The 23,562-nt window shown below is 60.7% G+C and carries 20 protein-coding genes and 2 pseudogenes; 8 read left to right on the top strand and 14 right to left on the bottom strand.

Annotated elements, in window-relative coordinates:
* Positions 1–106: 106 nt before the first annotated feature.
* Genes FVF58_RS42310 through FVF58_RS42300 form a run of 3 tightly spaced genes read right to left on the bottom strand, consistent with a single transcriptional unit; the run spans position 107 to position 3,646 of the window.
* A complete protein-coding gene (locus FVF58_RS42310; RefSeq protein WP_149675588.1) occupies positions 107–1,576 on the bottom strand; it encodes an NAD-dependent succinate-semialdehyde dehydrogenase in 1,470 nt (489 codons plus the stop codon).
* A gap of 11 nt (positions 1,577–1,587) precedes the next feature.
* On the bottom strand, positions 1,588–2,598 hold the full coding sequence (locus tag FVF58_RS42305) for a dihydrodipicolinate synthase family protein (RefSeq protein ID WP_149675587.1): 1,011 nt from the start codon (positions 2,596–2,598) through the stop codon (positions 1,588–1,590).
* Positions 2,599–2,641: 43 nt separating this feature from the next.
* The gene (locus FVF58_RS42300; RefSeq protein WP_149675586.1) at positions 2,642–3,646 is read right to left on the bottom strand and encodes an ornithine cyclodeaminase family protein; all 1,005 of its coding nucleotides are present in this window, start codon (positions 3,644–3,646) and stop codon (positions 2,642–2,644) included.
* 371 nt (positions 3,647–4,017) lie between these two features.
* Here FVF58_RS42300 and FVF58_RS42295 point away from each other — a divergent pair, with 371 nt between their 5' ends.
* Positions 4,018–4,698 (top strand): FadR/GntR family transcriptional regulator, encoded by a 681-nt coding sequence (locus tag FVF58_RS42295; protein WP_149675585.1) that lies wholly within the window; start codon positions 4,018–4,020, stop codon positions 4,696–4,698.
* 82 nt (positions 4,699–4,780) lie between these two features.
* On the opposite strand, the pseudogene FVF58_RS42290 reads toward FVF58_RS42295, so the two are convergent.
* From FVF58_RS42290 to FVF58_RS42280, 3 genes and pseudogenes are all read right to left on the bottom strand, one after another.
* Positions 4,781–5,728: pseudogene (locus FVF58_RS42290) on the bottom strand (methyl-accepting chemotaxis protein); the annotation flags it as partial.
* Positions 5,729–5,822: 94 nt separating this feature from the next.
* Positions 5,823–6,908 carry a porin gene (locus FVF58_RS42285; RefSeq protein ID WP_149675584.1) on the bottom strand — a complete coding sequence of 362 codons (1,086 nt, stop codon included), beginning with the start codon at positions 6,906–6,908 and terminating at the stop codon, positions 5,823–5,825.
* Between the two features lie 547 nt (positions 6,909–7,455).
* Complete coding sequence (locus FVF58_RS42280; RefSeq protein ID WP_149675583.1) at positions 7,456–8,382, bottom strand: LysR family transcriptional regulator; 927 nt, start codon at positions 8,380–8,382, stop codon at positions 7,456–7,458.
* Between the two features lie 113 nt (positions 8,383–8,495).
* Here FVF58_RS42280 and FVF58_RS42275 point away from each other — a divergent pair, with 113 nt between their 5' ends.
* The 4 genes from FVF58_RS42275 (at position 8,496) to FVF58_RS42260 (ending at position 12,128) form a co-directional block, all read left to right on the top strand.
* Positions 8,496–9,560 (top strand): aromatic ring-hydroxylating dioxygenase subunit alpha, encoded by a 1,065-nt coding sequence (locus FVF58_RS42275; RefSeq protein WP_149675582.1) that lies wholly within the window; start codon positions 8,496–8,498, stop codon positions 9,558–9,560.
* Positions 9,547–10,518: a PDR/VanB family oxidoreductase gene (locus tag FVF58_RS42270; RefSeq protein WP_149675581.1), complete on the top strand. Its 972-nt coding sequence runs from the start codon at positions 9,547–9,549 to the stop codon at positions 10,516–10,518. Before FVF58_RS42275 ends, FVF58_RS42270 begins: the two co-directional genes overlap by 14 nt.
* A 219-nt stretch (positions 10,519–10,737) precedes the next feature.
* Positions 10,738–11,556, top strand: coding sequence for a hypothetical protein (locus FVF58_RS42265; RefSeq protein WP_149675580.1), 819 nt, complete (start codon positions 10,738–10,740; stop codon positions 11,554–11,556).
* A 2-nt stretch (positions 11,557–11,558) separates the two neighbouring features.
* Positions 11,559–12,128 carry a hypothetical protein gene (locus FVF58_RS42260; RefSeq protein ID WP_149675579.1) on the top strand — a complete coding sequence of 190 codons (570 nt, stop codon included), beginning with the start codon at positions 11,559–11,561 and terminating at the stop codon, positions 12,126–12,128.
* A 672-nt stretch (positions 12,129–12,800) separates the two neighbouring features.
* Here FVF58_RS42260 and FVF58_RS42255 read toward each other — a convergent pair.
* From FVF58_RS42255 to FVF58_RS42235, 5 genes are all read right to left on the bottom strand, one after another.
* Positions 12,801–13,298, bottom strand: coding sequence for a hypothetical protein (locus FVF58_RS42255; RefSeq protein ID WP_149675578.1), 498 nt, complete (start codon positions 13,296–13,298; stop codon positions 12,801–12,803).
* 627 nt (positions 13,299–13,925) lie between these two features.
* Positions 13,926–14,765, bottom strand: coding sequence for a DUF3037 domain-containing protein (locus FVF58_RS42250; RefSeq protein ID WP_149675577.1), 840 nt, complete (start codon positions 14,763–14,765; stop codon positions 13,926–13,928).
* Positions 14,765–15,502, bottom strand: coding sequence for a HipA family kinase (locus FVF58_RS42245; protein WP_149675576.1), 738 nt, complete (start codon positions 15,500–15,502; stop codon positions 14,765–14,767). The genes FVF58_RS42250 and FVF58_RS42245 overlap by 1 nt, the downstream gene beginning before the upstream one ends.
* Before the next feature lie 1,076 nt (positions 15,503–16,578).
* Positions 16,579–18,888 carry a WD40 repeat domain-containing protein gene (locus FVF58_RS42240; protein WP_246217449.1) on the bottom strand — a complete coding sequence of 770 codons (2,310 nt, stop codon included), beginning with the start codon at positions 18,886–18,888 and terminating at the stop codon, positions 16,579–16,581.
* A gap of 237 nt (positions 18,889–19,125) precedes the next feature.
* Positions 19,126–19,473, bottom strand: coding sequence for an MTH938/NDUFAF3 family protein (locus tag FVF58_RS42235; RefSeq protein WP_149675575.1), 348 nt, complete (start codon positions 19,471–19,473; stop codon positions 19,126–19,128).
* A 466-nt stretch (positions 19,474–19,939) separates the two neighbouring features.
* On the opposite strand from FVF58_RS42235, the gene FVF58_RS42230 reads away from it, so the two are divergent.
* Entirely contained in the window at positions 19,940–20,164 is a 225-nt protein-coding gene (locus FVF58_RS42230) for a hypothetical protein (RefSeq protein WP_149675574.1), read from the top strand.
* A 51-nt stretch (positions 20,165–20,215) separates the two neighbouring features.
* Here FVF58_RS42230 and FVF58_RS42225 read toward each other — a convergent pair whose 3' ends face one another.
* The 3 genes and pseudogenes from FVF58_RS42225 to FVF58_RS42215 form a co-directional block, all read right to left on the bottom strand.
* Positions 20,216–20,449 carry an ATP-binding protein gene (locus FVF58_RS42225; protein WP_425469019.1) on the bottom strand — a complete coding sequence of 78 codons (234 nt, stop codon included), beginning with the start codon at positions 20,447–20,449 and terminating at the stop codon, positions 20,216–20,218.
* A 439-nt stretch (positions 20,450–20,888) separates the two neighbouring features.
* Positions 20,889–21,266: pseudogene (locus FVF58_RS42220) on the bottom strand (Chromate resistance protein ChrB); the annotation flags it as partial.
* A 183-nt stretch (positions 21,267–21,449) separates the two neighbouring features.
* Positions 21,450–22,352 carry a LysR family transcriptional regulator gene (locus FVF58_RS42215; protein WP_149675572.1) on the bottom strand — a complete coding sequence of 301 codons (903 nt, stop codon included), beginning with the start codon at positions 22,350–22,352 and terminating at the stop codon, positions 21,450–21,452.
* A 136-nt stretch (positions 22,353–22,488) separates the two neighbouring features.
* Here FVF58_RS42215 and FVF58_RS42210 point away from each other — a divergent pair, with 136 nt between their 5' ends.
* Positions 22,489–22,866 (top strand): nuclear transport factor 2-like protein, encoded by a 378-nt coding sequence (locus tag FVF58_RS42210; RefSeq protein WP_149675571.1) that lies wholly within the window; start codon positions 22,489–22,491, stop codon positions 22,864–22,866.
* Between the two features lie 115 nt (positions 22,867–22,981).
* Complete coding sequence (locus FVF58_RS42205; protein WP_149675570.1) at positions 22,982–23,323, top strand: putative quinol monooxygenase; 342 nt, start codon at positions 22,982–22,984, stop codon at positions 23,321–23,323.
* Positions 23,324–23,562: the final 239 nt, after the last annotated feature.

Genomic DNA, 23,562 nt, shown 5'->3' with positions numbered 1-23,562 from the left:
GCGCGTCCGCTTCGGTCGACCCACTCACGCCCCTTGCGCCATCAACCGGCCCCGACATCGGGACCGGTCATCGAACATGCGGCGCCTATTGCGGCTGACGCGTCGCTCAGAGGCCGCCCAGCGCCACGTATTTGATCTCGACGTAGTCGTCGACACCGTACTTCGAGCCCTCGCGACCGAGGCCCGACGTCTTGACACCGCCAAAGGGCGCAACCTCGGTCGAGATCAAGCCCTCGTTGACACCCACCATACCGAATTCAAGCTGATCGACCACCCGGAAGATCCGCCCTACATCACGAGCGAACACATACGATGCGAGACCGAACGGTGTGTCGTTGGCGAGCGCAATCGCTTCTTCTTCCGTTTCGAAGCGGAATAGCGGCGCAATGGGGCCAAACGTTTCTTCGTGAAAGATCAGCGCGTCTGCGGGAACATCGGCCAGCACCGTAGGCTCGAAAAAGGAGCCGCCCAGAGCGTGACGCTTGCCACCCGCAAGCACACGGGCGCCTTTGGAGATCGCATCGGCGATATGCTCTTCCACCTTCAGAACGGCGTCCTCATTGATGAGCGGCCCCTGCACCACATTTGCCTCCATGCCGTTGCCCACCTTCAGCGCGGCGGACGCGTCAGCCAGTTTGCGCGCGAATGCGTCGTAAATGCCTGACTGCACCAGGATGCGATTGGCCGCGACGCAGGCCTGACCCGCGTTGCGATACTTGGCGGCAATCGCTCCTTTTACGGCGGCGTCGAGGTCCGCATCGTCGAAGACGATGAGCGGAGCATTGCCGCCCAGTTCCATGCTGGTCTTCTTGATGGTAGGTGCGCACTGCGCGAGCAGTTGCGCGCCGACTTCGGTCGAACCCGTGAACGACAGCTTGCGCACGACTGGACTCGCGGTGAGCTCGCCACCGATTGCACGGGCAGAGCCGGTCACGACGTTGCACACGCCCCGTGGCAGACCAGCGCGCTCAGCAAGGACGGCCAGCGCCAAGGCAGACAGCGGTGTCTGGCTCGCCGGCTTGATGACACCGGCGCAGCCGACGGCCCAGCCAGGGCCGGCCTTGCGGGTGATCATCGCGGACGGAAAATTCCATGGCGTGATGGCCGCGAAAACGCCGATCGGCCCTTTCTGCACGAGGATGCGACGGCCGTCGACGTTCTGCGGAATGATGTCGCCATAGACCCGTTTCGCCTCCTCCGCAAACCACTCGATGAAGCCCGCCGCATACAGAATTTCGCCACGCGATTCGACGAGGGGCTTGCCCTGCTCCGCCGTCATGATGACTGCGAGGTCATCGATGTTGGCCAGCATCAGGTCGTAGAACGTGCGCAACACCTTCGCGCGGTCCTTCGGCAAGGTCTTGCGCCAGCCCCGCATGGCCCGCTCGGCCGCGGCGATCGCGCGCCGCGTCTCGTCTGCGCCCCCATTGGGCACGCACGCCACGAGCTCGCCCGTGGCAGGGTTGCGCACCTCCAGCATCTGGCCGCTATCGGCCTGCACCCATTCGCCATCGATCAACATTGCCTGACGCAGCAGGCCCGGGTCCTTCAGCGGCAGCGTGATGAGCTCACTCATGTCGGTGCGCCTCACACAGGATTGCGGCCGACGAAGAAGGCCTCGTCGAGATCGCTGGTTGGATTCAGACCCGCGGCTTCGAGGCCCTTGCGCAGGACGATCATGTCACGCTGGTACACACGCTGGGTCGGATGCGGCATGGGGCCGCCGTTATAGCCCTGCAACCACCCCTGATACTTCCACAGCATGCGGTTGAGCAGCCCATTGGCCGCGATGGGCAGGCTCGCGAACGCCTTGCGCGCGGGGTCCATCCTGTACCAGAGCTGCGTCGCCTGATCGTATTCACCCGCGCGGATCAGCTTATGGATCTGTGGCAGCAGCGGGCCGTAGTACGCCGAATAGTTGGTGCCGCAAAAGGGGATGTCCATGACCTGCGCCAGCGGAACGTATTCGTATTCCAGCGGCGACGAGATGACGACTTCCTCGTGGAATTCGCGGTGCACCTCGATCGCGGACATGATGTAGGGCAGGCCGCCTTCGGCCTTGATCGCGACGACATTCGGAATCTCGTCGACCATCCGGCGCAGCACCGGCAGCGGAATGTCGGCCGGATGCAGACGCGAAAAGCCCCACGCCGGCAATGGGAACACCATCACGCCGAGGTTCGTCGCCTCGCAGATCGCCTTGGTGTACTCGAACACCTCGTCGTAGGACTTCGGATAGAAGTACGGAGGGTAGCCAAGCAGCACCAGGTCGGCGCCGCCCGCTTCGGCGAGCCGGATGGCCTCGATGTTGTCCTCGAGCGTATTGAAGACAGCGTGATGCACGATCACGAGCCGCCCAGCCGCCTGGTCGGCCATGATGCCGCAGAACTCGCCATACTGCTGCTGCGTGATGGCCACTTCCGAACATGACAGGGAGCCGACGAAGCCGTGCTGGATGGCCAGTTCGACATCGTGGCGCACGGCCTTTTCGTTGATACGTTTGAAGTCAGACGTCATCGTCGGAATAGTCACGTTGGCGACGCCAACGAGATGCTCACGCGCCCATTCACGGGCTTCCTTTTTGGTGTAGCGGGCCATTCAGTGCTCCTTTGGTCTGCGTTGCTGTTCAGTGCCGCGCGCTTTAGCGCTTGGTTTCGAATTCGATCGGCAGCGTCGTGGCCAGTCCCGCCTCCACTGCCCTGTCGAGAATGAGGCCGGCGACCACGATGTCCTGCAGGCCTCCTCCGACCGATTTGTACATTCGCGTTCTCGCGTCCTTCAGGCGGTCGTCGAGCGCGCCCGTCATCAGATCGGCCAGGCTGAACGACTTGTCGTGAAAGGCGAGACCCGCCTTATGGGCAGCCAGCATGTCGCCCGTCTCGTCCAGTACTTCCTCGAGCATGTCGCACACGATGATGTCGCTGCGTGCGACGACCGAAATGTCGATCTCGCGCTGCTCCGGAATCGTCGAGCCGATTGACACGACGGTCGCGCCGGGCATGAGCCAGTCGCCGAAAAGAATCGGCTGTTCGTCCCGGGAGCGGGCCGCCGCGAGCACAAGATCGGCCCCTTCGACCGCTTCCCGCGCCGACGCGACGCCCCGGGCGCGGACACCGAGGTCGCGACTGACGGCATCCGCGAACGCAATCCGGCGCTCGGGCGTCGGGCTGAAAACGATGACTTCGGTCAGATCCCGCACGCTGGCAATCGCGCGGGTGTGCATCGACGCTTCGAGGCCGCTACCCAGCACCGCGAGTCGTGTCGCCTTCGCAGGCGCCAGCCGGTCGAGCGCGGCGGCCGATGTGGCTGCCGTGCGAAAGCCCGTCACGAGGTTGCCGTCGACGAACGCCGCGATGCGGCTGGTTTCCTGGTCGAACAGCACGATCACGTATTCCACACCGGGCACCGCCGAGTCCATCGCCATGCCCATCACCTTCGCGCCGTAGTAACGGCTGCCGACGGGCACGGCCGGCAGTGTGCGTAACCAGGTCTTCCCGGCGACCGCAACCGTACGCGCGGGCGTGCTCTTCGGTGGGATGGGACGGGCGTACGCCGCCTGCAAAGCGCGGATGGCGTCCTGCCACACAAACACGGCTCGGGCGGCTTCGCTGGAGACAAACACAGGAGCAAACGGGGATGTAGTCATGAGCAGAACCAGAAAGTGACTTGAACGGGGTCGGTGAGTCGCAAGATCGCTGCTCGCCGGGCGATGGAGCGGACGTATGGAACGGAATGCTACCCCTCACTCTGAATCAATGCAAGCATTGCGATGCATCATTAAACGTATTGATTTATTACTGTGTGTGTTTGATGCGAACCGGCGACGCGAACGGGAGCAATTGGTGCATAATGGCTCACCAATTGATGCGCACCGAGACGCATCAATCACGGCACCGAATGGCGCGCGGCGCTCTCCCGAAGTCCGGGCCCACGGTGCGAGCGGCCGGCGAGGCTGACCATAACAAGCAGATGCCAAAACCAGGCGAAGGAGCCTCCCGGCACGGGAGGTGAAGAGATATGTCGGTACAAGCAAACATGATCGATGACGATGTGCTGCGGCTGCGTGAGTACATCGAAGGCCACGTGGCCAACAGCGCAGACCAGCGCCTGCCGCCGGAACCCAAGCTCAGCGAGGCGCTGGGTGTGTCACGGGGACGGCTGCGCACGGTGCTCAAGCGACTGGAAGACGAAGGCCTTATCTGGCGACACGTCGGCAAGGGAACCTTCGTCGGTCCGAGGCAAGTGAAGCCTGACGACGAGAACTGGTCCTCTTCGATCAGCGTCGACGACATCATGGATGCCCGACTGGTGCTGGAGCCCCAACTGGCTGCGCAGGCGGCGGTCCACGCGACCCCCGCCGACATCGCGGCGATGGATCAGTGTCTGGCCGACATGGCAGATACAGGACCATTCATGCCGTGGAAGCGTCTTGACGAGCACCTGCACCGGATCATTGCCGAGTCGACCCACAACGCCCTGCTTCTCATGCTGTACGACGCGATGCGTACGCAGGTGCGTCTCAATCTGGACACGCGGATGGAAGAAGTGTTTACGTCGCAGACGGGCCCGCGGCACGACACCGACGGCGAACACCGACTGCTGGTGGACGCCATCCGGACGCACAACCCGGCGAAGGCCGAGCAATTGATGCGCGAACATCTGCGTTCCGTGAGAACCAGGCTGTTTGGTCTGCGTTAGGCCACAAGGCAGCGTTCAGCGAAACCGCATCAGGTCCTCGTCCATCTCCACGTAGCCTGCACACGGGCAGAATGCGTGGTTCTCAAGTCTCGGCCGGTGCCGGCAAGAGACCGCTTTCCGGGCTGCGAGGCCGTGCATCATGCTGCCAGCCCGGCGCGGCGAGCCGCAACACTGCGACGCAGGTGCTGAGCTGCGCCGCCTGCTCTTCCAGCGCGCCCGCCGCCGCAGCGGCCTGCTCAACGAGTGCCGCATTCCTTTGCGTCATATCATCCATGGCAGTGACGGCGCGACAAACCAGTTCGATGCCTCGGCTTTGCTCTTCTGAAGCCGTCATGATTTCGCCGACGATAGTGGAAACGTCGCTGATCGCCTGCTTCATCGCTCCCATTGCATGTCCCACCTGAGCGGCCTGCCCGGCGCCTTCCGTTATCACTGAGACCGACGAGCCGATGAGCTCCTTGATCTCCCTGGCGGCTGCCGCGGATCGTTGCGCGAGACCTCGAACCTCGCTTACAACTACGGCGAAACCGCGTCCCCGGCCGCCCGCGCGCGCTGCCTCGACCGCCGCGTTCAACGCCAGAATGTTCGTCTGGAACGCGATGCCTTCAATGACGCCGGTGATCTCCGAGATCCTCTCCGAGCTTGCGCTGATCTTTCCGGCGGATGCAAGCATGCCCTGCACCGCTTCATTGCCCGTGTGGGCGAGATCGCTTGCATTCGCGGCAAGTTGATTGGCGTGTCTCGCATTGCGGGCATTCTGCTTCACCGTTTCGGTCAACTGCGTCATGCTCGCCGCCGTCTCTTCGAGCGAAGCCGCCTGCTGCTCGGTGCGCGCCGACAGATCCCGGTTGCCGGCCGCGATTTCTCTGGACGCCACGGCAATGTGGTCGGATCCGTTGCGCACGGAGCTGACCAGACGCGCGAGATTCGAACTCATGTGTCCCAACGCCTTGATGACCTGCGCCAACTCGTCGTTATGCCCGGTAGCGATGACGCTGGTGAGGTCGCCCGAGCCGACGGTTTCCGACACGCGAAGGAGAACAACGGATTAGACGTGACGCACCCTCGCGCATTCATGACCTGCCTTTACCTTTACCCAGGGCATGCTTGGTCAAAATGAGCGGTCAGAACATGTGCATGATCCCGATGGTGGCGCCAGTCGTCGTTCCCGCTGGGGCAAAAAGCGAAGTCGGAGCAGCGCCAGGCGTCAGCCCAAGGTTTGCTTTGCCATGGTTGTCGACGACCCCGACCTGCGCGTAGAGCCCCGTGCGCTTCGACAGAAAATAGGTGGCGCCCATGGCGCCCATCAACGAGTGGCTCGACGTGTCATTCCGATCGCTGACATACCAGATACCGGCGTTGAGATCGAGCTGAGGCAACGCAAAATAGTCCACGCCGCCGCCGTAAACATTGTTTGTCGGTCCGCCCTCGACCTTGAAACTCTCGAATGAAGCCTTGGCTGTAACGGGACCGAACTTGTAGGCCGCGCCGATCACGCGACCCACAAAAGGCACATTACCGGCGGGAACCGTAACGACCGATCCTCCGGCGTTGCTGTCGTAGAAAGCAGCATCAAGAGTCAATCCACCCCACTCATATTTCAGACGCGCGGAATATTGGCGGCCAGACTGGAAGTTGCCGGCCACGCCACCGAACGAGAACATAGCGCTACCCTGAAGGCCGCCCAGTACCGGACTCGTGTACGAAATCGCATTTGAATTAAACGAGCCTGTGACGCTCACGTTGTTCGAGTAAATCGCCAGGATACTGCCGAATTCGGAGAAGAGTCGCGGATCGAGTGCCCAGGCTGACAGGAAGAACGGAGAAAATTGCAGACCAGCCTTGACCTCGCCGAAGTTTCCCTTCAGTCCGACATACGCCTCGCGACCAAACAGGTTGCCGTTCCCGTTGTTGAATCCACCATTGCTTGGACCGATACCACTCTCGAGCTTGAAAATTGCCTGAAGCCCTCCTCCGAGATCTTCCGTGCCCGTCAGGCCAAATATGGATGGCGCAACGCCACCGTTCTGCATGCCGACGAACTTGCCGCCATCACCTCCGGTAGTCGTGTTCAGCGTCTTGCTCAGATAGAGGAGACCCGTGTCCGCAATGCCATACAGCGTAACGCTGCCTTGGGCATGGGCCGACACCGCCAAAAACAGACTCGACGCTACTGCGGTCGCCGTCCCGACAACGCACCTCCGATTCATGACTGTCTCCTTGATATTCGTTGTAGAACACAACATTAATTTGGATTGCGAATTATTTTTTTTATTCCTTGCCGCCTTTACACAACGAGTTACAGCCCCAGCGCCTTCCCTTTGCGAACGCGTGTCCGAGGCCGGGCACGAATCCGTTTCTGCATATAGTCCGTCGTGCCACGCACGCACCGCCCCCGGTGCCGCAGAACGAGACACTCGTTCTCAAGCACCAATTACGATACGATAAGGATCATAATATGCCGATCAGGCTAGCAGAACAAGCGCATTTCAATGGCCGAAACTGGTTTTCCACATAGGAAAAACCCGAATTATTGAAACGATTCGTCTCGTATATCAATGAAGCGCTAACAGGCCTGACTCGACGGGCGGGCTTTGCGTCGACGGCGCATGGGACCGTGCCGGACATGCAATGACGAACGGCAGCCGCATGGTTGAGGCTGGACGCGCACAGTCGACATCAAGAGAAACGGTCCTGCGTGAGGAACGGCTCGATCAAGTCCGGAGCCAACGTCGGGAGACCACCCATTCGCTCTTGCTACTGCTCAGAGACGACAGGGTAGCGCTCAAACGTCTCCTTGATGAGGTGGCGCAGCCAGACATTGGCCGGGTCTGTATTAAAGCGGGAATGCCAATGCTGGCGAAGCGCAAACGGCGGCAGGGGGACTGGCGGAGGCACGACCTTGACGGTACCAAGCTTCGAGAAGACTGTCCCAAGTTCAAGAGGAACAGTGGCAATCAGGTCAGGATGCGCGTCGATCAGATGCGGCACGGCAAGAAAGTGTGGCGTAGTGAGGTAGACATTCCTTTTTATCCCATAAGCGTCGAACGCGTTGTCATACGCCGCACTGGCGCGACCCGTCAGTGAAACGACGATCTGCGGCATCGCCTCGAACTGCGCGCGGGTCAGTGTCTTCCCCACCTTCCGATTGCGTACGCTGACGAGCGTGACAAACGAATGCATAAATAGCTGCTGCTGAAAGAGGCCTTCGGGAGCTGCATGTATCGAACCGAGCGCAAGATCGGCCTCACCGGACGACAACATGCTCTCGATTTGCTCCAAAGGCACCTGGACCGATCGCAGGGTGCAGTGCGGGGCCAGCTTCCGTAGTCGGCGAATCAAGGGTGGCAGAAAGACCAGCTCGCCCATGTCGGTCATACAAAGCACGAACGTGCGTTGTGCCGTAAGGGGATCGAATCGGGCCTCCGCCACGACGTTTTGCCTTATCGCCGCAATCACCTCCGACACCGTCGTGCCGAGTTGTTCACCTCTCGGCGTTGGCGTCATGCCATCCGTCGTCTTGACGAACAGCGGATCGTCGAAAAACGCACGCAGCCGGTTCAGCGCGTGACTCATCGCGCCTTGCGTCAGGCCGACATCCTGCGCTGCCCGTGTGACGCTGCGCTCGCGTAACAGCGCATCGAAAACAACCAGCAGGTTCAGGTCGAGATCCTTGATATGCATCGCGTGCATTACCTGTATTAATGCCATTAGCTTGACGCATGATGGCGGCAATCCTATCGTGCAGTCAAGCGCCCGATGACAGGCGCAAAGACAGATATCAAAGGAGACAAACCATGTTTATCGCAAACGCCTGGTATGTGGCCGCATGGTCGCATGAAGTCGCGCCCGATGCGCTGTTTTCGCGGGTCATTACCGGCGTCCCTGTCCTCTTGTATCGCAAGGACGATGGATCCACTGTTGCACTGGAAGACCGTTGTTGTCATCGCGGCGCGCCGCTTTCTGTCGGACGGCGGGAAGGTGATTGTGTGCGCTGCATGTATCACGGCCTCAAGTTCGACAGTGCGGGGACATGTGTTGAAGCTCCTTCGCAGCAAAGGATTCCACCCAGAGCCAAAGTGAAAAGCTACCCGACCGTCGAGCGTCATCGCTGGATATGGATCTGGATGGGCGATCCCGCGCTTGCGAATCCTGACGCGATTCCTGATACCCATTGGCTCGACGATCCTGCCTGGAGCAGTCTGCCGGGGTACATCCACTATCACGTGAACTACCTGCTCATCTGCGACAACCTGCTCGACTTCTCACATCTTCCCTTCGTTCATCCGACCACGCTTGGCGGATCTGAGGACTATGCGAACGTACAGCCGAAGGTCGAGCGCATCGAAAACGGCGTCCGCATCACGCGCTGGGTGATGGATACCGATGCACCACCGTTCGCCGCCGCTGTGAAGCAATGGCCTGGGAAAGTGGACCGGTGGAACATCTATGACTTCACGTTGCCGGCGATTCTGCGCATGGACTCGGGCATGGCCCCCGCAGGCACGGGCGCCCGCGAAGGCACGCGAGTTGATGCGGCCGAGTTTCGTGGATGTCAGGCGCTGACGCCTGAGACTGAAAATTCGACGCATTACTTCTTCGGTCACCCGCACAACTTTGCAATCGATCAGCCCGACATTACCCGGTCAATTCACCAGTCGGTAGTCGATGCGTTCGACGAAGACCGGGAAATTATCACAGCGCAGCAAAAGAACCTTGCACTCGATCCCGATTTCGAGATGTCGCCTTTTGGTATTGATTCGGCGCTTTCCCAGTTCCGATGGGCCGTGAAAGAGCGGCTTGAGAACGAGCGTCACGCACGGCAGGAATCGGTCCAGGAGGCCTTACATGATCAAGGTTAGAGTAGTCGCGCTCCGACACGAAGCTGAAGGCATCCTTGGGATAGAACTGCGCGCCAATGATGGTGCGCAATTGCCGCCGTTCGAACCTGGCGCGCATATCGACGTTCATCTGCCCGGCGACGTCACACGTCAATATTCGCTTTGCAATGACGCCATGGACACGGGACGATACCGTCTCGGTGTCGGCCGGTCTAGCACATCTCGTGGTGGTTCGACATTTATCCATGACAAGCTGCGAGTCGGAGACCTGCTGACAATCAGTGAGCCGCGCGCGCAGTTCCGATTGTCGTCCCAGGCACGGCGACATAGGTTTATCGCGGGAGGCATTGGGATAACGCCGGTGCTTTCCATGATCCAATGGTGCGCGCGTCATGAACTCCCATGGGAGCTGCACTATTGTGTTCGCACGCGCGCGCATGCCGCCTACCTCGATGAACTCAATTCGCTCGGTGGTCGCGTGCATGTGCATGCTGACAATGAAGCGACGGCGCCCCTTCCCCCGGGCGTAGCCGGGATGATGTGCGATCTGGATGCGCGGGAACACATTTATTGTTGCGGCCCAGCCGGGCTGGTGGATGCCGTTGTGGCGCACGGGAACCAAGGTACCATCTCGCCCCAGCGAATTCACTTCGAGCGATTTGCTGCTCCGGCGAGCGAAGCGCAAGAATGCGAAACGCCTGCCAACGCAAACAAATCTTTCGCAGTGGTGCTTGCCAAACGAGGTTTACGGTGCGTCGTTGAACCCGACGAATCGATTCTGGAGAGCCTTGAGCGACATGGCGTGCGCGCCACGTTTTCATGCAGGGAGGGACTTTGCCGAAGCTGTGAGGTCTCACTGCTGTCCGGCGAGGTGGACCATCGCGACTACGTCTTAACCGATGACGAACAGATGAACAACGCATCGTTGATGATCTGCGTCTCTCGGGCCAGGTCCAGCGAGCTAGTCATTGACCTGTAGGCGCGCTCACAATAGCCCGTTCATCGGCCGCTGGTTAGGCAACGCGCCGTGGGGAGACCTTTGTAGTTTGCCAAATCCTGGAGGAATCTCAGCGCGTGCCCGTAGGAGAGAGCGTGCAAAACCTGGGGAGGTTCTCGAGGAGGGACGCTTGTGCTTCTTGACGCGGTGCGGGTTTGGTTTGGGGTAGGCTGATCGGCCACGCAACGGTGGGAGCGAACCATGCGGTTGATTATCGAAGCAAGGTTGGCCGACGGAGACAGCGCCACGACCGAGGAGGGTGACGGAGTGCTGGCCGTGATTGAGCGCCCTGACCGTAGTCTTGCCGAACTGGGCCTGACTCTCGCGGAAGGCCGGTCCATCTTGGCAAAGGTGCAGGCCGAGCTAATATCGAAACAGGTGCAGTGCTGGATCTCAGGCCAGATCCATTGCCAGAGCTGCGGTGCCGCCCTGCGCCACAAGGATAGTCGCTCGACGGTGCTGCGCACCGTCTACGGCAAAGTGACCATGAAGAGTCCGCGGCTATGGTCGTGTGCATGTCAAGGGACCTTGCAGACGGAGCAGCGTGTAGTGCACCCCTTGTCGAAAGCACTAACCAGACGCGTCACGCCGGAGCTGGAATATCTTGAGGCGAAGTGGGCAGCTCACTTGCCCTACCGGCAGGCGACAGCCATGCTCAAGGAAGTGCTGCCGCTAGAGAAGGGCATCTCGTCGAGTGGCATCCGGGATCGGATTCTTGACCTTGGAAAACAGCTTGACGCTGATATAGAGCGCGACATCGCGCAGTTGCCCCAGTCTGTTGCAGACGAACAGGTTCGCGAATGTAGCCATGTCGCCGCTGTGAGCGTCGACTCAGCGTGGCTGCGCAATTGCGACCCCGGGAGAGACCCTGGCCGCCACGTGAATATCGTCGCGGGACGGGCGACATTCACCGACGTCCCCCAAAACTGTATGCGTATGTGCACAAGGAGGTCACGTCGGCTGCAGCGCGACTCGACCAATTTCTTCGCCGGATTGGTGTGGCGACCAATGAGCGTGTGACCGTGATCAGCGACGACGGTGGTGAATTTGGGAAGACGGTCGAGGGCAGTCAGCTGGCTCGCGGCCGGATTCTCGACTGGTTTCACATCGCGATGAAGTTCCAGGCGGCGGAGCGCTCCGTCTTTGGCAGCAAGATGATCGACTCGATGGAACGGGAGTCGGTGGAAACTGAGATCATCCACGCGAAATGGTTAGTCTGGCATGGAAAGGGCGGCAAGGCGTTGGAGCGGATCAAGGCGCTGGACAGCCGGCTCCTGGCGAGGGAGGGATACGAATTCAAAACGCTGTGGTGGTATCTGAACACTGTCTCCAGTTACCTGAAGAAGAACGCGGGCACGTTGGTCAACTACGGCGCCCGACATCGCAAGGGCCTGCCGATCAGCAGCAGCATCGCCGAATCGGCGGTGAATCAGGTCGTCAGCTACCGTATGGCCAAGAAGCGACAGATGCGCTGGACGGATGAAGGGGCGCACTGCATGGCGCAGGTCAGGGTTGCGGTTTTGAACGGGGAATTCTCGCCTCGTCGCATCTCGGCGCTCAAGATTGCCGACATCGATTACGGCATGTCGTAGAGCGAAGGAAAGTTGTCACCAAAAACGAAGTAATGTTGTCAACACCCGTTTTTGCGTAGCGATCGCGGGGGCGACGAAGAATTACATCGGGTTACCGAAAAGTCGAGACGACATGCTAGCGCTCTGTCGAACACCGTTGCGAGCTACGCTTCATGGTCGTCACGGCCGAGTCGAAAGCTACAGGGCATCCGGTTGTAGAAATGCCGTGAGATGGCGATACGATCGTCCTTGCGCATTGCTGGATTTTCGAACGGACCGGAGGACATCTCGTCCCATAGAGCGTGCTGCACGGTGCACAACGGCCGGCGAACCGATCAGACTCGCGTTCAGGACGTATGGTGTCTCACCGCCGCAATGGCTACACCTGGTTTCAAGGGTCCGGTGGTGCGCAGGGCAACAATGCTCGCTGAACATCTGATATGTCGCGCTGCGGTGGCCAAGGGACATGCACTGCCAGCAATATCGGAATGCCGGTTGATGCCGACCTCGCTGCGCAACGTCAAGGAGTGAATCTCGCAACACCTTGCCGGGAATCTGCAGCTTGCGCCCTAGAGGCACCTCAGATTCAAAACATCGCGCATCGACTCCTGGCCCTCGTAGGGGTCTATGCCTACCTTCATCAAGTGGACGAAAGCGGCTGCCCGGACGATCGAAGGATCGCCCGTGGAGAATTCAAGCTCTATGGTCAACAGCGATTGGGGTGACTCGAGAAACCCGCTCGATCGCGCCGAGCATCGAAGGTTTGACGAGGCCTCGTGCAGCTACGAGTACAGGCTGCATGCGCTGCCAGTTACCGGTCCAGACACGCGAAGCTGCCCTTTCGGCTGCATCAATGTGCCGCACGGCGAAGGCTTCCGGGTCGAAGTCAAGACGACTCTCCGGGCGATCCGTCGCGGGTGTTGCCTCCGATAGTACTACCAGGCATTCATGGTCACCAAACCTTGCCCAGAAGTCGACGACGCAGCGTTGCCCGTCGACCGCTATAAAGCCGGGTCGTTCACAGAATGTCTTTTCAGCAGGATCCGCTTCTAGCATCAGCCATGCTTCGAAAGCGCTGCGCCTGTATAGCGTCAGACGTCGCCCCAGTTTCAGACTGAAGACGTCATAACGGTGCGCGCCGCGAGGACGCGGTTGCGTGGGCGGCTCGAAGCTTCGCAAAACGTCGACCATGAGTACCACCATGCGAGCGGATTCATGGGTCTAGAACAAACGCGAATTGACAAATTTAATTCGCGCTAACGCGAAGTGACGACTTTACTTCGCCAGTTAGCGAAGCAATGTTGTCAATTCAATGGCGAAACCCCTGCGCGCATGGGCATAGTCCGGTGACAACATTGCTTCGTTTTACGTCAGCCGGGGTCCTCTTGGGCTCACCGCCTTGCCCCCAACCTATTACGCCGTCTGCTGACTTCTGCATACGCATCCCAACACCTCCCGATGTCGGTAGCACGTGGCACGCATGCAGATCTCCCCGGGTATTGCGCCCCCAACCTTCACGCTTACGCCCGTCGGATTTACGCCGCAACCTTCCGTACAAGTATTGGGCTTTGATGACTTTGGACATCTCACTCGGCTGAGTCGCCTCGTATCCGCTTCCTGTTCGTCAGGCCAGCGCTTTGCCTTCGGCTTCCTTCAGATTCGCAGTCGCCCGCGACACCCTTGCCGTTCAGCTAACTCTTCCCCTTGTCGGGCGAGCAGAGGACTTTCACCTCCAAGTAAGTGCGCCCTACCGGGCGCACCAAAAGGAAAACCCCGCGTGTAGCGGGGTTCAGTCCAGACGGGGGGTACCGCTGCCGTTCAGTGACGCGCGAAAGTGAGGATATTTCGTTCGTCAGTTTCCGGTACAACCTGGATGTAGTCTTCGCGGGCGAGATCCTGTGTGACGTCAGCAAAAGCCGAGGCCCGGGCCCCGAACGCTTCGTCGGGCCGCCGGACAGCGAACATCACCTCACCGGTCAGCTTGCCGTCGCGACGCAGCTTCCTGACCTTGCCCAGCCAGTCCCAGCCATGGTCGTACAGCCGCGACGGGTCGTCGTGCGCGAGAAACAATGGCTTGATCGCGCGTACGGCCTGGCCTTGCTCATCCAGGCGTACAAACGGCAACCGCGCCCGGTAGGTATCGTCGCCGATCAGAACCTGCTGTTTGAACAGCGACGTCAGCTCAGCCGCCTTCAGGATGCGCTGGATGCCCTTCTCGACCTCACGTTCCTGATAAGCCTTCGTCGCAAAGACGCGCCCCACGTAATGATCGAAAAGATCGGCCAGCTTTTCCGCCGGGTCGTCGGTCAGGATGACCCGCTCCGCGTCCGCATACATGATGGCCTGGCGCGGCTTCACCAGCTCGCTGAAGGCGAACTTCGCGTAGTTCGCGCTCGGTCCGTTCGATGCGTCACAAAATGCATTTTCGATCGACGTGCCAATGCGCAGCATCTCGTCGAGATACGTCTTCCTCGCCTTACGGAAAATGTTCGGGTCGAGCTCGTCGAAGAACGCGGTTACCCGTCGCACGCGATCGAGCATGCGGTAACCAAAGAACCTGGCTGTGGGGCTCATCAGCACGATTCCCACGTTCGCGAACTCACCCGTCTCCACGTATGGCATGAAACGGACAATGGCGTAGCGGCAGGCGTGTTTCATCATGGTTTCCAGAAATCTTCGTGCCGGCAGGACAAAAGCATCCCGTATGCATCTTCCGGCGTGAACGACAACGGTACGTCATCGCCCACAATCGACCACGAATCGGGCATTCTATCGCATGCGCGCTCGAACTGTTCGAGCGCGTTCTGCATGCGCATTTCGTAGATCTGCCGGGTCACGAAGTCCTCATACACTTTATGCCACATCCGGGCGAACGCGTGAAGTTCCAGGAAGGCCGCCTTGTCGAAATCGACGTCAAACGCCTGGTTCTGGTCGATGACGAGCATCCTGTTCCCGGCGGGATCCCATAACAGGTTGGGGTTGCCACCCAGCGCGGTCAAGGTCCGGTCCTGATTTCGCGCCCACCAGTCGAACACGATGACGTCCAGCTGCTGGTCCGGACCGACGCTTTCGAGACTGGTCCACGACAGTTCCAGGGAGTTGGGGACTGCCTGGGAGGCGAATACGTAGCCCGCGCCCAGTTCGACAAATTCCGGCGGGGCGATATCGATCAGCGCTTCCTGCACCTCGGCGATCCTGAAGGGTGCAACGGGAAGTCCGAACGCCTCGGCCATCGAGCTTCCCAGCCATTCTGCAATCAGACTCTTGCGGCCGGCGTGGCGCCCTTTCACGAAATACAGCCGCTCGTCGTCGCCGCGACAGATGAACGGCTGGGTAATGCCCTGGGCGGCCCGGCCGAGCACCTCGATGATCTGTACGACCTCGCGATTGAACATGGAATTCCCGAATCTTGTCCACACCCACAGGCTGTTCGTTACGTGTGCCTGCGGTGTCCGTACACGCGCGGAGCGCGAATTGACCGTAAATCGTACCAGAACGGCTCGACCAGCCAATTCACGAAAAATCGCCACATCTGATAACTGGAGTCATCGCGCCCCCCCCCGGCAATGACGCGAACCGCGGACTGCCGGCAGGAACCCGCGCAGACGCCCGAAGGGGCGGCGAACCGTGCCGGCGTGCCATGCGCTAAGCGACTCCCGGGCGGTCGGGTCGCAAGGGTGCGGCGGAACTGGTCCACGTGCAGCCGCAGGGAGCGATGCGTTCGCGCTGTTCTGTGCGTGTGAGCGATTCCCGCTCACACAACTAATGTTGTAACTATCGACGCGTGACTCGAAATCCCCCGGAGACCCTGGACCAGCAAGGCACAGAGGTTGAATCCGATCTCAATCTGAGCGACAAGACATCATAATTGGGGCCCCTGTCCGCAAACGAAGGGGACAATAGTCTTAACTATCGAGGGCCTTCCTTTCCGGATAATTTCGCATTATCCCTGCCATATGCAATTTCCGCGTTGTATTTCGCAACTTAACAGCCGAACATTAGTCTGATATCGCGGATTTCGAAATTTTATTTTCCGATGATAACTTTTATTATGTCAAATTGTATGGCCCTCTAAAGGCGGCTCCGCACGCTGGAGCGCGCTTCGGCACGCGAGACAGCCGCAGCGCTTCATCAACGTTAGCAAGACGCTCGAAGCGAATACGATCCGTTTGATGCCCCGTTCGCACGCGGTTTGTCCCGACGCACATCCGAATCGTCGCCGTGATCTGCATAGACAGGCGGCATACTGCGGAAATATCAAAGCTCCGGTTCCACGGGCTGGACGAAAAGGACGAACAGTCCAGCCCAGCGCCCTACCGCTCATGCCTGCTTGTACTTGCCTACCAAACCGCTGATGCAGCGAACAAGATCAGCCGTGATTTCTGCGTTCTTCACAGTGGGAAACAATCGGTAGCGCTGGCCATGATTCGGGGCAAATGTATCGCGGCAGGCCGCTCCGTTCGTCGGGGAGTTACGATCCGCACACATCTTCGCCCCGGCGCCCCCGTATGAGAGGAAGGGCGGCTTCATCCTCGGTTGTGAGCAGGTATGCGCCCACGAGCTTCTCCTTGCACACGGCTTCAGCCAGGCCCCGGCCTCGATTCTGCATGAGCCATCGGATCGGCCACACCCGCGCGGTCTGATCCGCAGACGCGGTCACCACCCGGCGGCCGTCCGGGCTGAAGGCGGCGGACCAAACCGGCCCCTGATGGCCGGTGAGCTGCGCAATCATCTTTCCGGTCGCCGCGTCCCACACCCGCGCGGTTTTGTCCGCGGACGCAGTCACCACCCGCTGGCCGTCCGGGCTGAAGGCGGCGGAAGAAACTGCCCCCTGATGGCCGGTGAGCTGCGCAATCATCTTTCCGGTCACCGCGTCCCACACCCGCGCGGTCCTATCCGCGGACGCGGTCACCATCCGCTGGCTGTCCGGGCTGAAGGCGGCAGAAAAAACTGCCCCCTGATGTCCGCTGAACTGCGCAATCATCTTTCCGGTCGCCGCGTCCCACACCCGCGCGGTTTTGTCCGCGGACGCAGTCACCACCCGCCGGCCGTCCGGGCTGTAGGAGGCGGAATTAACCGGCTCCTGATGCCCGCTGAGCAGCAAGATCTGTTTGGCCGTGGACGCGTCCCACACCCGTGCGGTTCCATCCGCGGACGCGGTCACCACCCGCTGGCCGTCCGGACTGAAGGCGGCGGAAGATATTGCCCCCTGATGTCCGCTGAGCTGTGCGATCCGTTTGTCCGTGGCCGCATCCCACACCCGTGCGGTTCCATCCGCGGACGTGGTCACCACCCGCTGGCCGTCCGGACTGAAGGCGGCGGAAGACACTGCCCCCTGATGCCCGCTGAGCAACGCGATCTGTTTGCCCGTGGCCACGTCCCACACCCGCGCGGTCCTATCACGGGACGCAGTTGTCACCATCCGCTGGCCGTCCGGGCTGAAGGCGGTGGAAACAACCGACTCCTGATGCTCGCTGAGCAGCAAGATCTGGTTGCCCTTCGCCGCGTCCCACGCGCGCGCGGTCCGATCCACGGACACGGTCACCACCCGGAGGCCGTCCGGACTGAAGCTGGCGGAGTTCACTGGCCCCTGATGTCCGGTGAGCTGCGTGATCACCTGGCCGGTCGCCGCATCCCACACCCGCGCGGTCTTGTCATCGGACGCAGTCACCACCCGCCGGCCGTCCGGGCTGAAGGCGGCGGAACTCACCGGTCCCTGATGCCCGGTGAGCTGCGCGATCACCTGGCCAGTCGCCGCATCCCACACCCGCGCGGTCCCGTCCGCGGACGCAGTCACCGCCCGCCGGCCGTCCGGGCTGAAGGCGGCGGAATAAACCAGATCATGATGCCCGCTGAGCTGCACAATCTTTTTGCCCGTAGCCGCGTCCCACACGCGCGCGGTCTTGTCATCGGACGCAGTCATCACCCGCCGGCCATCCGGGCTGAAGGCGGCGGAGCTCACCAGCCCGTGATGCCCGGTGAGCTGCGCGATCACCTGGCCGGTCGATGCATTCCACACCCGCGCGGTCCTGTCCGCGGCCGCAGTCACCACCCGCCGGCCGTCCGGGCTGAAGGCGGCGGAGAATACCGGTCGCTGATGCCCGGTGAGCTGCGCGATCACCTGACCCGTCGCCGCGTCCCACACCCGCGCGGTCCTGTCCGCGGACGCGGTCACCACGCGCTGGCCGTCCGGGCTGAAGGCGGCGGAATAAACCAGATCCTGATGCCCGCTGAGCTTTACAATCTGTTTGCCCGTAGCCGCGTCCCACACTCGCGCGGTCCCATCCCGGGACGCGGTCACCACATGCTGACCGCCCGGGCTGAAGGTCGCGGAATAAACCCACCCCTGATGCCCGCTGAGCAGCGCGATCTGTTTGCCCGTAGGCGCGTCCCACACACGCGCGGTTCCGTCCCACGACGCAGTCACCACCCGCTTACCATCCGGGCTGAAGACGGCGGAATCAACCGCATCCTGATGCCCGCTGAGCAACGCAATTTGCATTGATGCTTGCGCGCCACGCATGAGTTCCAGCACTGCTTCTACCGATCCCGGCGAAAGCCAACTCTTCCCCATCGACAGAATGGCAAAGCGCATTCCGCGATCATAGTTTCCCGCATCGTTCGCGGTCGTCGCGGCCGACGCCAATACAAGGGAAGTCTGGCGTGCGACCGTCCGAGTCTGGTGAATGATCCACCCACCTGTCAGAATCACAATGACCGCGATTACGCCCAACAGTACCTGGATGCGTCGCTGCGCGCACCCTGTCCGTAACGTACTCATATTTCTCACCGTGGCCGACGCCCCATTTCACATCACCGGATGCCGGATCAATGTGCTGGCGCCAGCCGGGTCACACGATGCACACTCATCCAGACAAGTTCCTGAGCGGCGTGTATAGCTGCGCTCGCAAAACCCGCGTGGACACAATCAATTTTCAGAGCTCAAACAGATCGCCGCCACCGTGGCGAAGCAGCTGTCGGACCGGCTCGCCTGTGAAACGCTGTGCCAGATGCGGCCCTAGCACGTCACATGCAGAATCGCGTTGGTTCCTTTTGTCTGCTCCTTCAGTCTGGCGATGGCCTCCTCGGTCGGCACGATAACGAGTTGGACTTTCCGACGCCCGGCCTCCTGCTTTACCTCCTCCATCACCGGCAGTGCCCCTGTGCCGGTGCCGATCACAAGGCACCGGCAATTCCAGGGAATGGCCTCAGCCGTGGATACCGGTGTATGGCCGAACACTTCGCGATACGCTTTGGATGGCTTTTTCTTTCGCTTGCGAACCTGCCCGCGGTCGATCACCACGTCATGCTCGTAAGTCACGCCATCTATGCGGATGGAACCAAAGGAAAACGCATCGAAGTGCATACCCACCTCCACTGTCCTCCGGGGTCACGGCTCATCGTATCAGGACCAACGAGCTCCATCCGGCAAAACACCCACGGGTTCGAAGTTGCGCAGCGCGTGACGCGCGCGTCCGGTTGCTTCCCCGACGTCCGCACCGCGGCAGCCTCCGATTGGACGCGCCCCTTTTTTCTTTGGCGAAAGAGCGGCAGACGATTGATCGGGTTTCATTCCGCTGGTCGCTCGCTCGTCTTGCTGTCAGTGTCTCCAATCGGAAGTTCGTTCTGGCAATTGCGTCCAAGCACTATGCTTTTCATCGAGTGAGGTGCGAGGCTAAGGGTCGCGAACGGCTACCAGCTAGGTGCGTAAATGCCGATTGATCCCACGCGCCCGATGTCATCTTGTCGACTGTTCAGCGCGAGACCGCTCGGGACGGCCGCCTGTCGTCGCGCGTGCGCGCAATGGATTTACTCTTCAAGGAGGCAGCGTCATGAGCGAATTTGCGATTCAGGAATTTCGCGGAAGGCGGATCGGTCCGTCAGACAACGACTGCAATGAGGCGCGAGCGCTGTACAACGGCATTGCGCAAGTGAACCCGGTTGTCGGCGCGGTGCACATTGACGGCGCTGAACCAGGTGACCGTCAAAGTCACACTGCTATCGCTTCAGTGAAAGCGGACACCCGTAGACACTGGCGTACGCCCATGGCGGCATAGACACTATTCGCACGCGCGGCGCGGCACGCGTAAGGTGAATACGGTCTCCGTCTAATCGGACCGTGCGTCGATAGTGCCGTGATGTGCCTTGGCAATGTCGCTCGCGATGTACAGGCCAAGTCCCAGGCCATCGTTGCCGGCGGTTTTGTCTGCCTGATCCGCGCCTCGCTGGAGCGGGACAAAAATGCGCTCTAGCGTCAGCCGATCAATGGCGGGACCGCGGTTCCGGATCTCGATACAGACTTCCGCGTCGGCCACTGCTACCGCCACGCGAACCTTGACCACAGACTGCCGATGCCGCTGTCCGGTAGACCCGTATGCCGGGATCGCACTGAACCATCATTTCCAACAAACTCGTCCCACGAAGCAACGATTCCGATATGCGGTGCGGCGGATCACACGAAGTTCGGCATGTTGATCAAATGGGCGTCGGCGTCAACGCACAGCCGTCATTCAGCTCCTCGTGGAATATGTCGGTTGCAAACTGCCGCTTACGAGAAATTCGAATGCTTCTTGCCGATCCGTTCGAACCGGTCGCACGACAATCACGGCCAGCCCTTATTGACGATACATGAGAGAAATGCAGGCCGTCCTTGCGGCTGGGTGCGACAGGGACGGATCAAATGCCAGGGCGCTCGACGGCCAGCGGCACATTCCATTGCTGTTCGCGTCACGCGGCCGGTCACGTGTGCACGCCGTTACTGGTTGCCTCATCACCTCAACTGCGGCGCAACAGGCGGGTGACCTCGGCCTGCAGTATTCCTCCCAGCGTTTTCCGTGCGGTGCCCAATGATGCGACAAAGGTCGTGTAGTCGCCATTGCGATCGAACAGTGCGCGAAAGTCCGCTTCCTGCGAGGCGTCCAGGCTTTGCGTCCGCAGCGGGTGCGCGGTGCCGCCAGCTTCGTCGATGCTGCTGGCGAGTTCGCGCAGCATGTCCTCACGCTCCGCGGTATGCGGCAACAGGTAAATGCCGTCACGCAGGACCGCGCACCCCTTCGCTTTCAACGCCCGCCAGGCCCGCATGCGCGCGGTGGCGTTCTCGGTGGGAAACGTCAGGACCAGCACGGCCCATGCTGATCCGCACGAACGTGCGCTGCCCATCAGGTCGGCGCGCAGCTCCCAAGCGCAGTCGTGGACATCGCCGGTCACGCCAGACCGCCGCGATGCGGCTACGCTCGACCAATAAATGCAGACGATTCTCCATTCGGCGCGCTAGATTTAGCGCTTACGATCGTTCGATAGAGTGACCGATTGGACAAGTGGCCGTTTCGCATTCTTGGCTGGCTATAGCGCGAGACTGGACTGCTCGGCAAATATCTCTGCCAGAAAGTCGATGAAGACTTTGACCTTGCTTGCCAGGAACCGGCCGCCGGACCTGACTGCGCTTATCGAAAGCGGGGCGGCCTCGAAGTCCGTCAACACCGGTCGCACGGCACCGGAGGCGATCTCCGAATCAAATAACCAGCCCGGCGCGTGGGCCAAGCCCAAGCCGGCCAGGACAGCGGCGCGGATTTGCTCGGCATCGTTGGTACGGAAAGCGCCCCTGGGCTGATAGGTGATCGCGCCGAACCTGCCGGCGAATCCCCAGACGCGCGGCGCGCCTTGTGGGGCATAGATCACACAGGAGTGTCGCTCGAGTTCCGCCGGCGTCGCGGGCTCGCCGTGTGCCGCCAGATAAGCGGGGGTGGCGACGGTGATGACCGGGGTCTGTGCGATCCTCCTGGCAATGAGGCTGGAATCCGACAGCTCGCCATTGTGGATGGCGACATCAATACCCTCCTCGACCAGGTTGATGAGGCGGTCAGCGACCACCAGGTCGACTGTCACCTCCGGATAGCGGGCGAAGAATTCGTGCAATCGGGGCACAACATAGAGCCGGCCGAAAACCGGCGCCACGGTGGCGCGCACCAAGCCAGAGGGTGCGATCCGGCCGCGCCCGACGCGGGACTCGGCGGCTTCGATATCGCCCACAAGGCGCACGGCGGATTCGTAGAAGTCGCGCCCAGCCTCGGTGAGCGTCAGGCTGCGCGAGGTTCGCTGCAACAGTTGAGCACCAAGGTGCGCCTCGAGCGCAGCGATCTGCTTGCTTACCGCTGGCTGGCCGACGCCGAGTGTGCGGGCAACCGCAGAAAAGCTGCCGGAGTCGACCACTCGAACGAACAGGCCGATCGCGTCCAGACGATCCATAGGCGCCTCCTAATTCATTCCAGACCGGAATCGATGGTATTCCAGATGACTCAGTACCATACCACACTGGGAATTGATAGATTGATGGCGTCGAGCTCGTAGCTGCGACTGGCCCACTACGGGAAACAAAAGCGCCATGAAAGACATCACCAACGAACTGCCGCAGGTCGTCAAGGACCACATCCGGGCTCACAATGCGCCTGACCCCGAGTTGTTGATGGCAACTCTGGCGCCCGACGCCCTGCTCAACGATAACCGGCGCGAATTCCTCGGCCACGAGGCCATTCGTAAATGGGCCGACAAGGAAATTTTCGGAGACAAGGTCACGCTAGACCCGCAGGTTGCCTATGAGCAGTACGGCAGCATCATCGTCCGATGCAACGTTGACGGCACCTTCGACAAGAGCAAGCTGCCCGATCCCGTCGTGCTGACTTACTACTTCAACATTCAGGACGGGCTGATCACGCAGTTGGTCATCATGCTGAACACGGCCGTCGCCGAACCTGCGATCTGATCGGATCGCCTGGAGCGCTGCGCGCAAAGCAGGATTGCCTGCGAGCGATGAGGTCATTTCAGCCGGTGGCGACCGGTTCCCACGACAGAGCCGGACCAAGAGAGGACGTGACAACATGAGCATCAACATCATTACCGAGTTCAAAACCAAGGACGGTCGTTCCGAGGATTTGATCGCGCTCTTGCGCAAATTGCTGCCGTCGAGCCTGCAGCACGGCGGCGCCGAAGAGATCTCGATCCGCCAGGATCAGGACGATCCTAATTACATTATCTCGGTGCAACGCTGGGAGTCGCGCGATGCCTACCTTGCCTATTTCGCCTGGCGCACCGAGGAGGGCGTGGCCGCGCAAATCGGTGAGCTTTTGAAGGAACCCCAAAGAATTCGCTTCTTCAACGAGGTGCTCTACGGCGTTCCCTCCTCCGGGGACGGGGCGAACATATCTAGTGTCCCGAGTTAGAAGTTCGCAGCAAAACGTTGGGTGCAAAGTCCTCGCGCCGTCGCGGTTCACCAAGGCGCATTCGGATGATTTTTCCGAAGCAGGGCAAACGCTTTTGGGCCAGCCGGTCGCTTGCAAATGGACATGGCAGAACCGGGGGAACGTAGTCGAAGGAAAGTCAGATGAGCACTGATGAGTTGTCCTTACGTTTGATGGTTGAAAAATGGTTTTCCGCAAATTTGACCACAACGCTGCGGGTA

It is taken from the genome of Paraburkholderia panacisoli (assembly GCF_008369935.1).
Lineage (GTDB): Bacteria > Pseudomonadota > Gammaproteobacteria > Burkholderiales > Burkholderiaceae > Paraburkholderia > Paraburkholderia panacisoli.
This window is presented reverse-complemented; position numbering and strand designations above follow the sequence as displayed.

Coding starts and splice junctions, on each gene's coding strand:
- FVF58_RS42310 (WP_149675588.1), bottom strand. CDS start 1,576: ATGAGTGAGCTCATCACGCTGCCGCTGAAGGACCCGGGCCTGCTGCGT.
- FVF58_RS42305 (WP_149675587.1), bottom strand. CDS start 2,598: ATGGCCCGCTACACCAAAAAGGAAGCCCGTGAATGGGCGCGTGAGCAT.
- FVF58_RS42300 (WP_149675586.1), bottom strand. CDS start 3,646: ATGACTACATCCCCGTTTGCTCCTGTGTTTGTCTCCAGCGAAGCCGCC.
- FVF58_RS42295 (WP_149675585.1), top strand. CDS start 4,018: ATGTCGGTACAAGCAAACATGATCGATGACGATGTGCTGCGGCTGCGT.
- FVF58_RS42285 (WP_149675584.1), bottom strand. CDS start 6,908: ATGAATCGGAGGTGCGTTGTCGGGACGGCGACCGCAGTAGCGTCGAGT.
- FVF58_RS42280 (WP_149675583.1), bottom strand. CDS start 8,382: ATGCATATCAAGGATCTCGACCTGAACCTGCTGGTTGTTTTCGATGCG.
- FVF58_RS42275 (WP_149675582.1), top strand. CDS start 8,496: ATGTTTATCGCAAACGCCTGGTATGTGGCCGCATGGTCGCATGAAGTC.
- FVF58_RS42270 (WP_149675581.1), top strand. CDS start 9,547: ATGATCAAGGTTAGAGTAGTCGCGCTCCGACACGAAGCTGAAGGCATC.
- FVF58_RS42265 (WP_149675580.1), top strand. CDS start 10,738: ATGCGGTTGATTATCGAAGCAAGGTTGGCCGACGGAGACAGCGCCACG.
- FVF58_RS42255 (WP_149675578.1), bottom strand. CDS start 13,298: ATGGTCGACGTTTTGCGAAGCTTCGAGCCGCCCACGCAACCGCGTCCT.
- FVF58_RS42250 (WP_149675577.1), bottom strand. CDS start 14,765: ATGAAACACGCCTGCCGCTACGCCATTGTCCGTTTCATGCCATACGTG.
- FVF58_RS42245 (WP_149675576.1), bottom strand. CDS start 15,502: ATGTTCAATCGCGAGGTCGTACAGATCATCGAGGTGCTCGGCCGGGCC.
- FVF58_RS42240 (WP_246217449.1), bottom strand. CDS start 18,888: ATGAGTACGTTACGGACAGGGTGCGCGCAGCGACGCATCCAGGTACTG.
- FVF58_RS42235 (WP_149675575.1), bottom strand. CDS start 19,473: ATGCACTTCGATGCGTTTTCCTTTGGTTCCATCCGCATAGATGGCGTG.
- FVF58_RS42230 (WP_149675574.1), top strand. CDS start 19,940: ATGAGCGAATTTGCGATTCAGGAATTTCGCGGAAGGCGGATCGGTCCG.
- FVF58_RS42215 (WP_149675572.1), bottom strand. CDS start 22,352: ATGGATCGTCTGGACGCGATCGGCCTGTTCGTTCGAGTGGTCGACTCC.
- FVF58_RS42210 (WP_149675571.1), top strand. CDS start 22,489: ATGAAAGACATCACCAACGAACTGCCGCAGGTCGTCAAGGACCACATC.
- FVF58_RS42205 (WP_149675570.1), top strand. CDS start 22,982: ATGAGCATCAACATCATTACCGAGTTCAAAACCAAGGACGGTCGTTCC.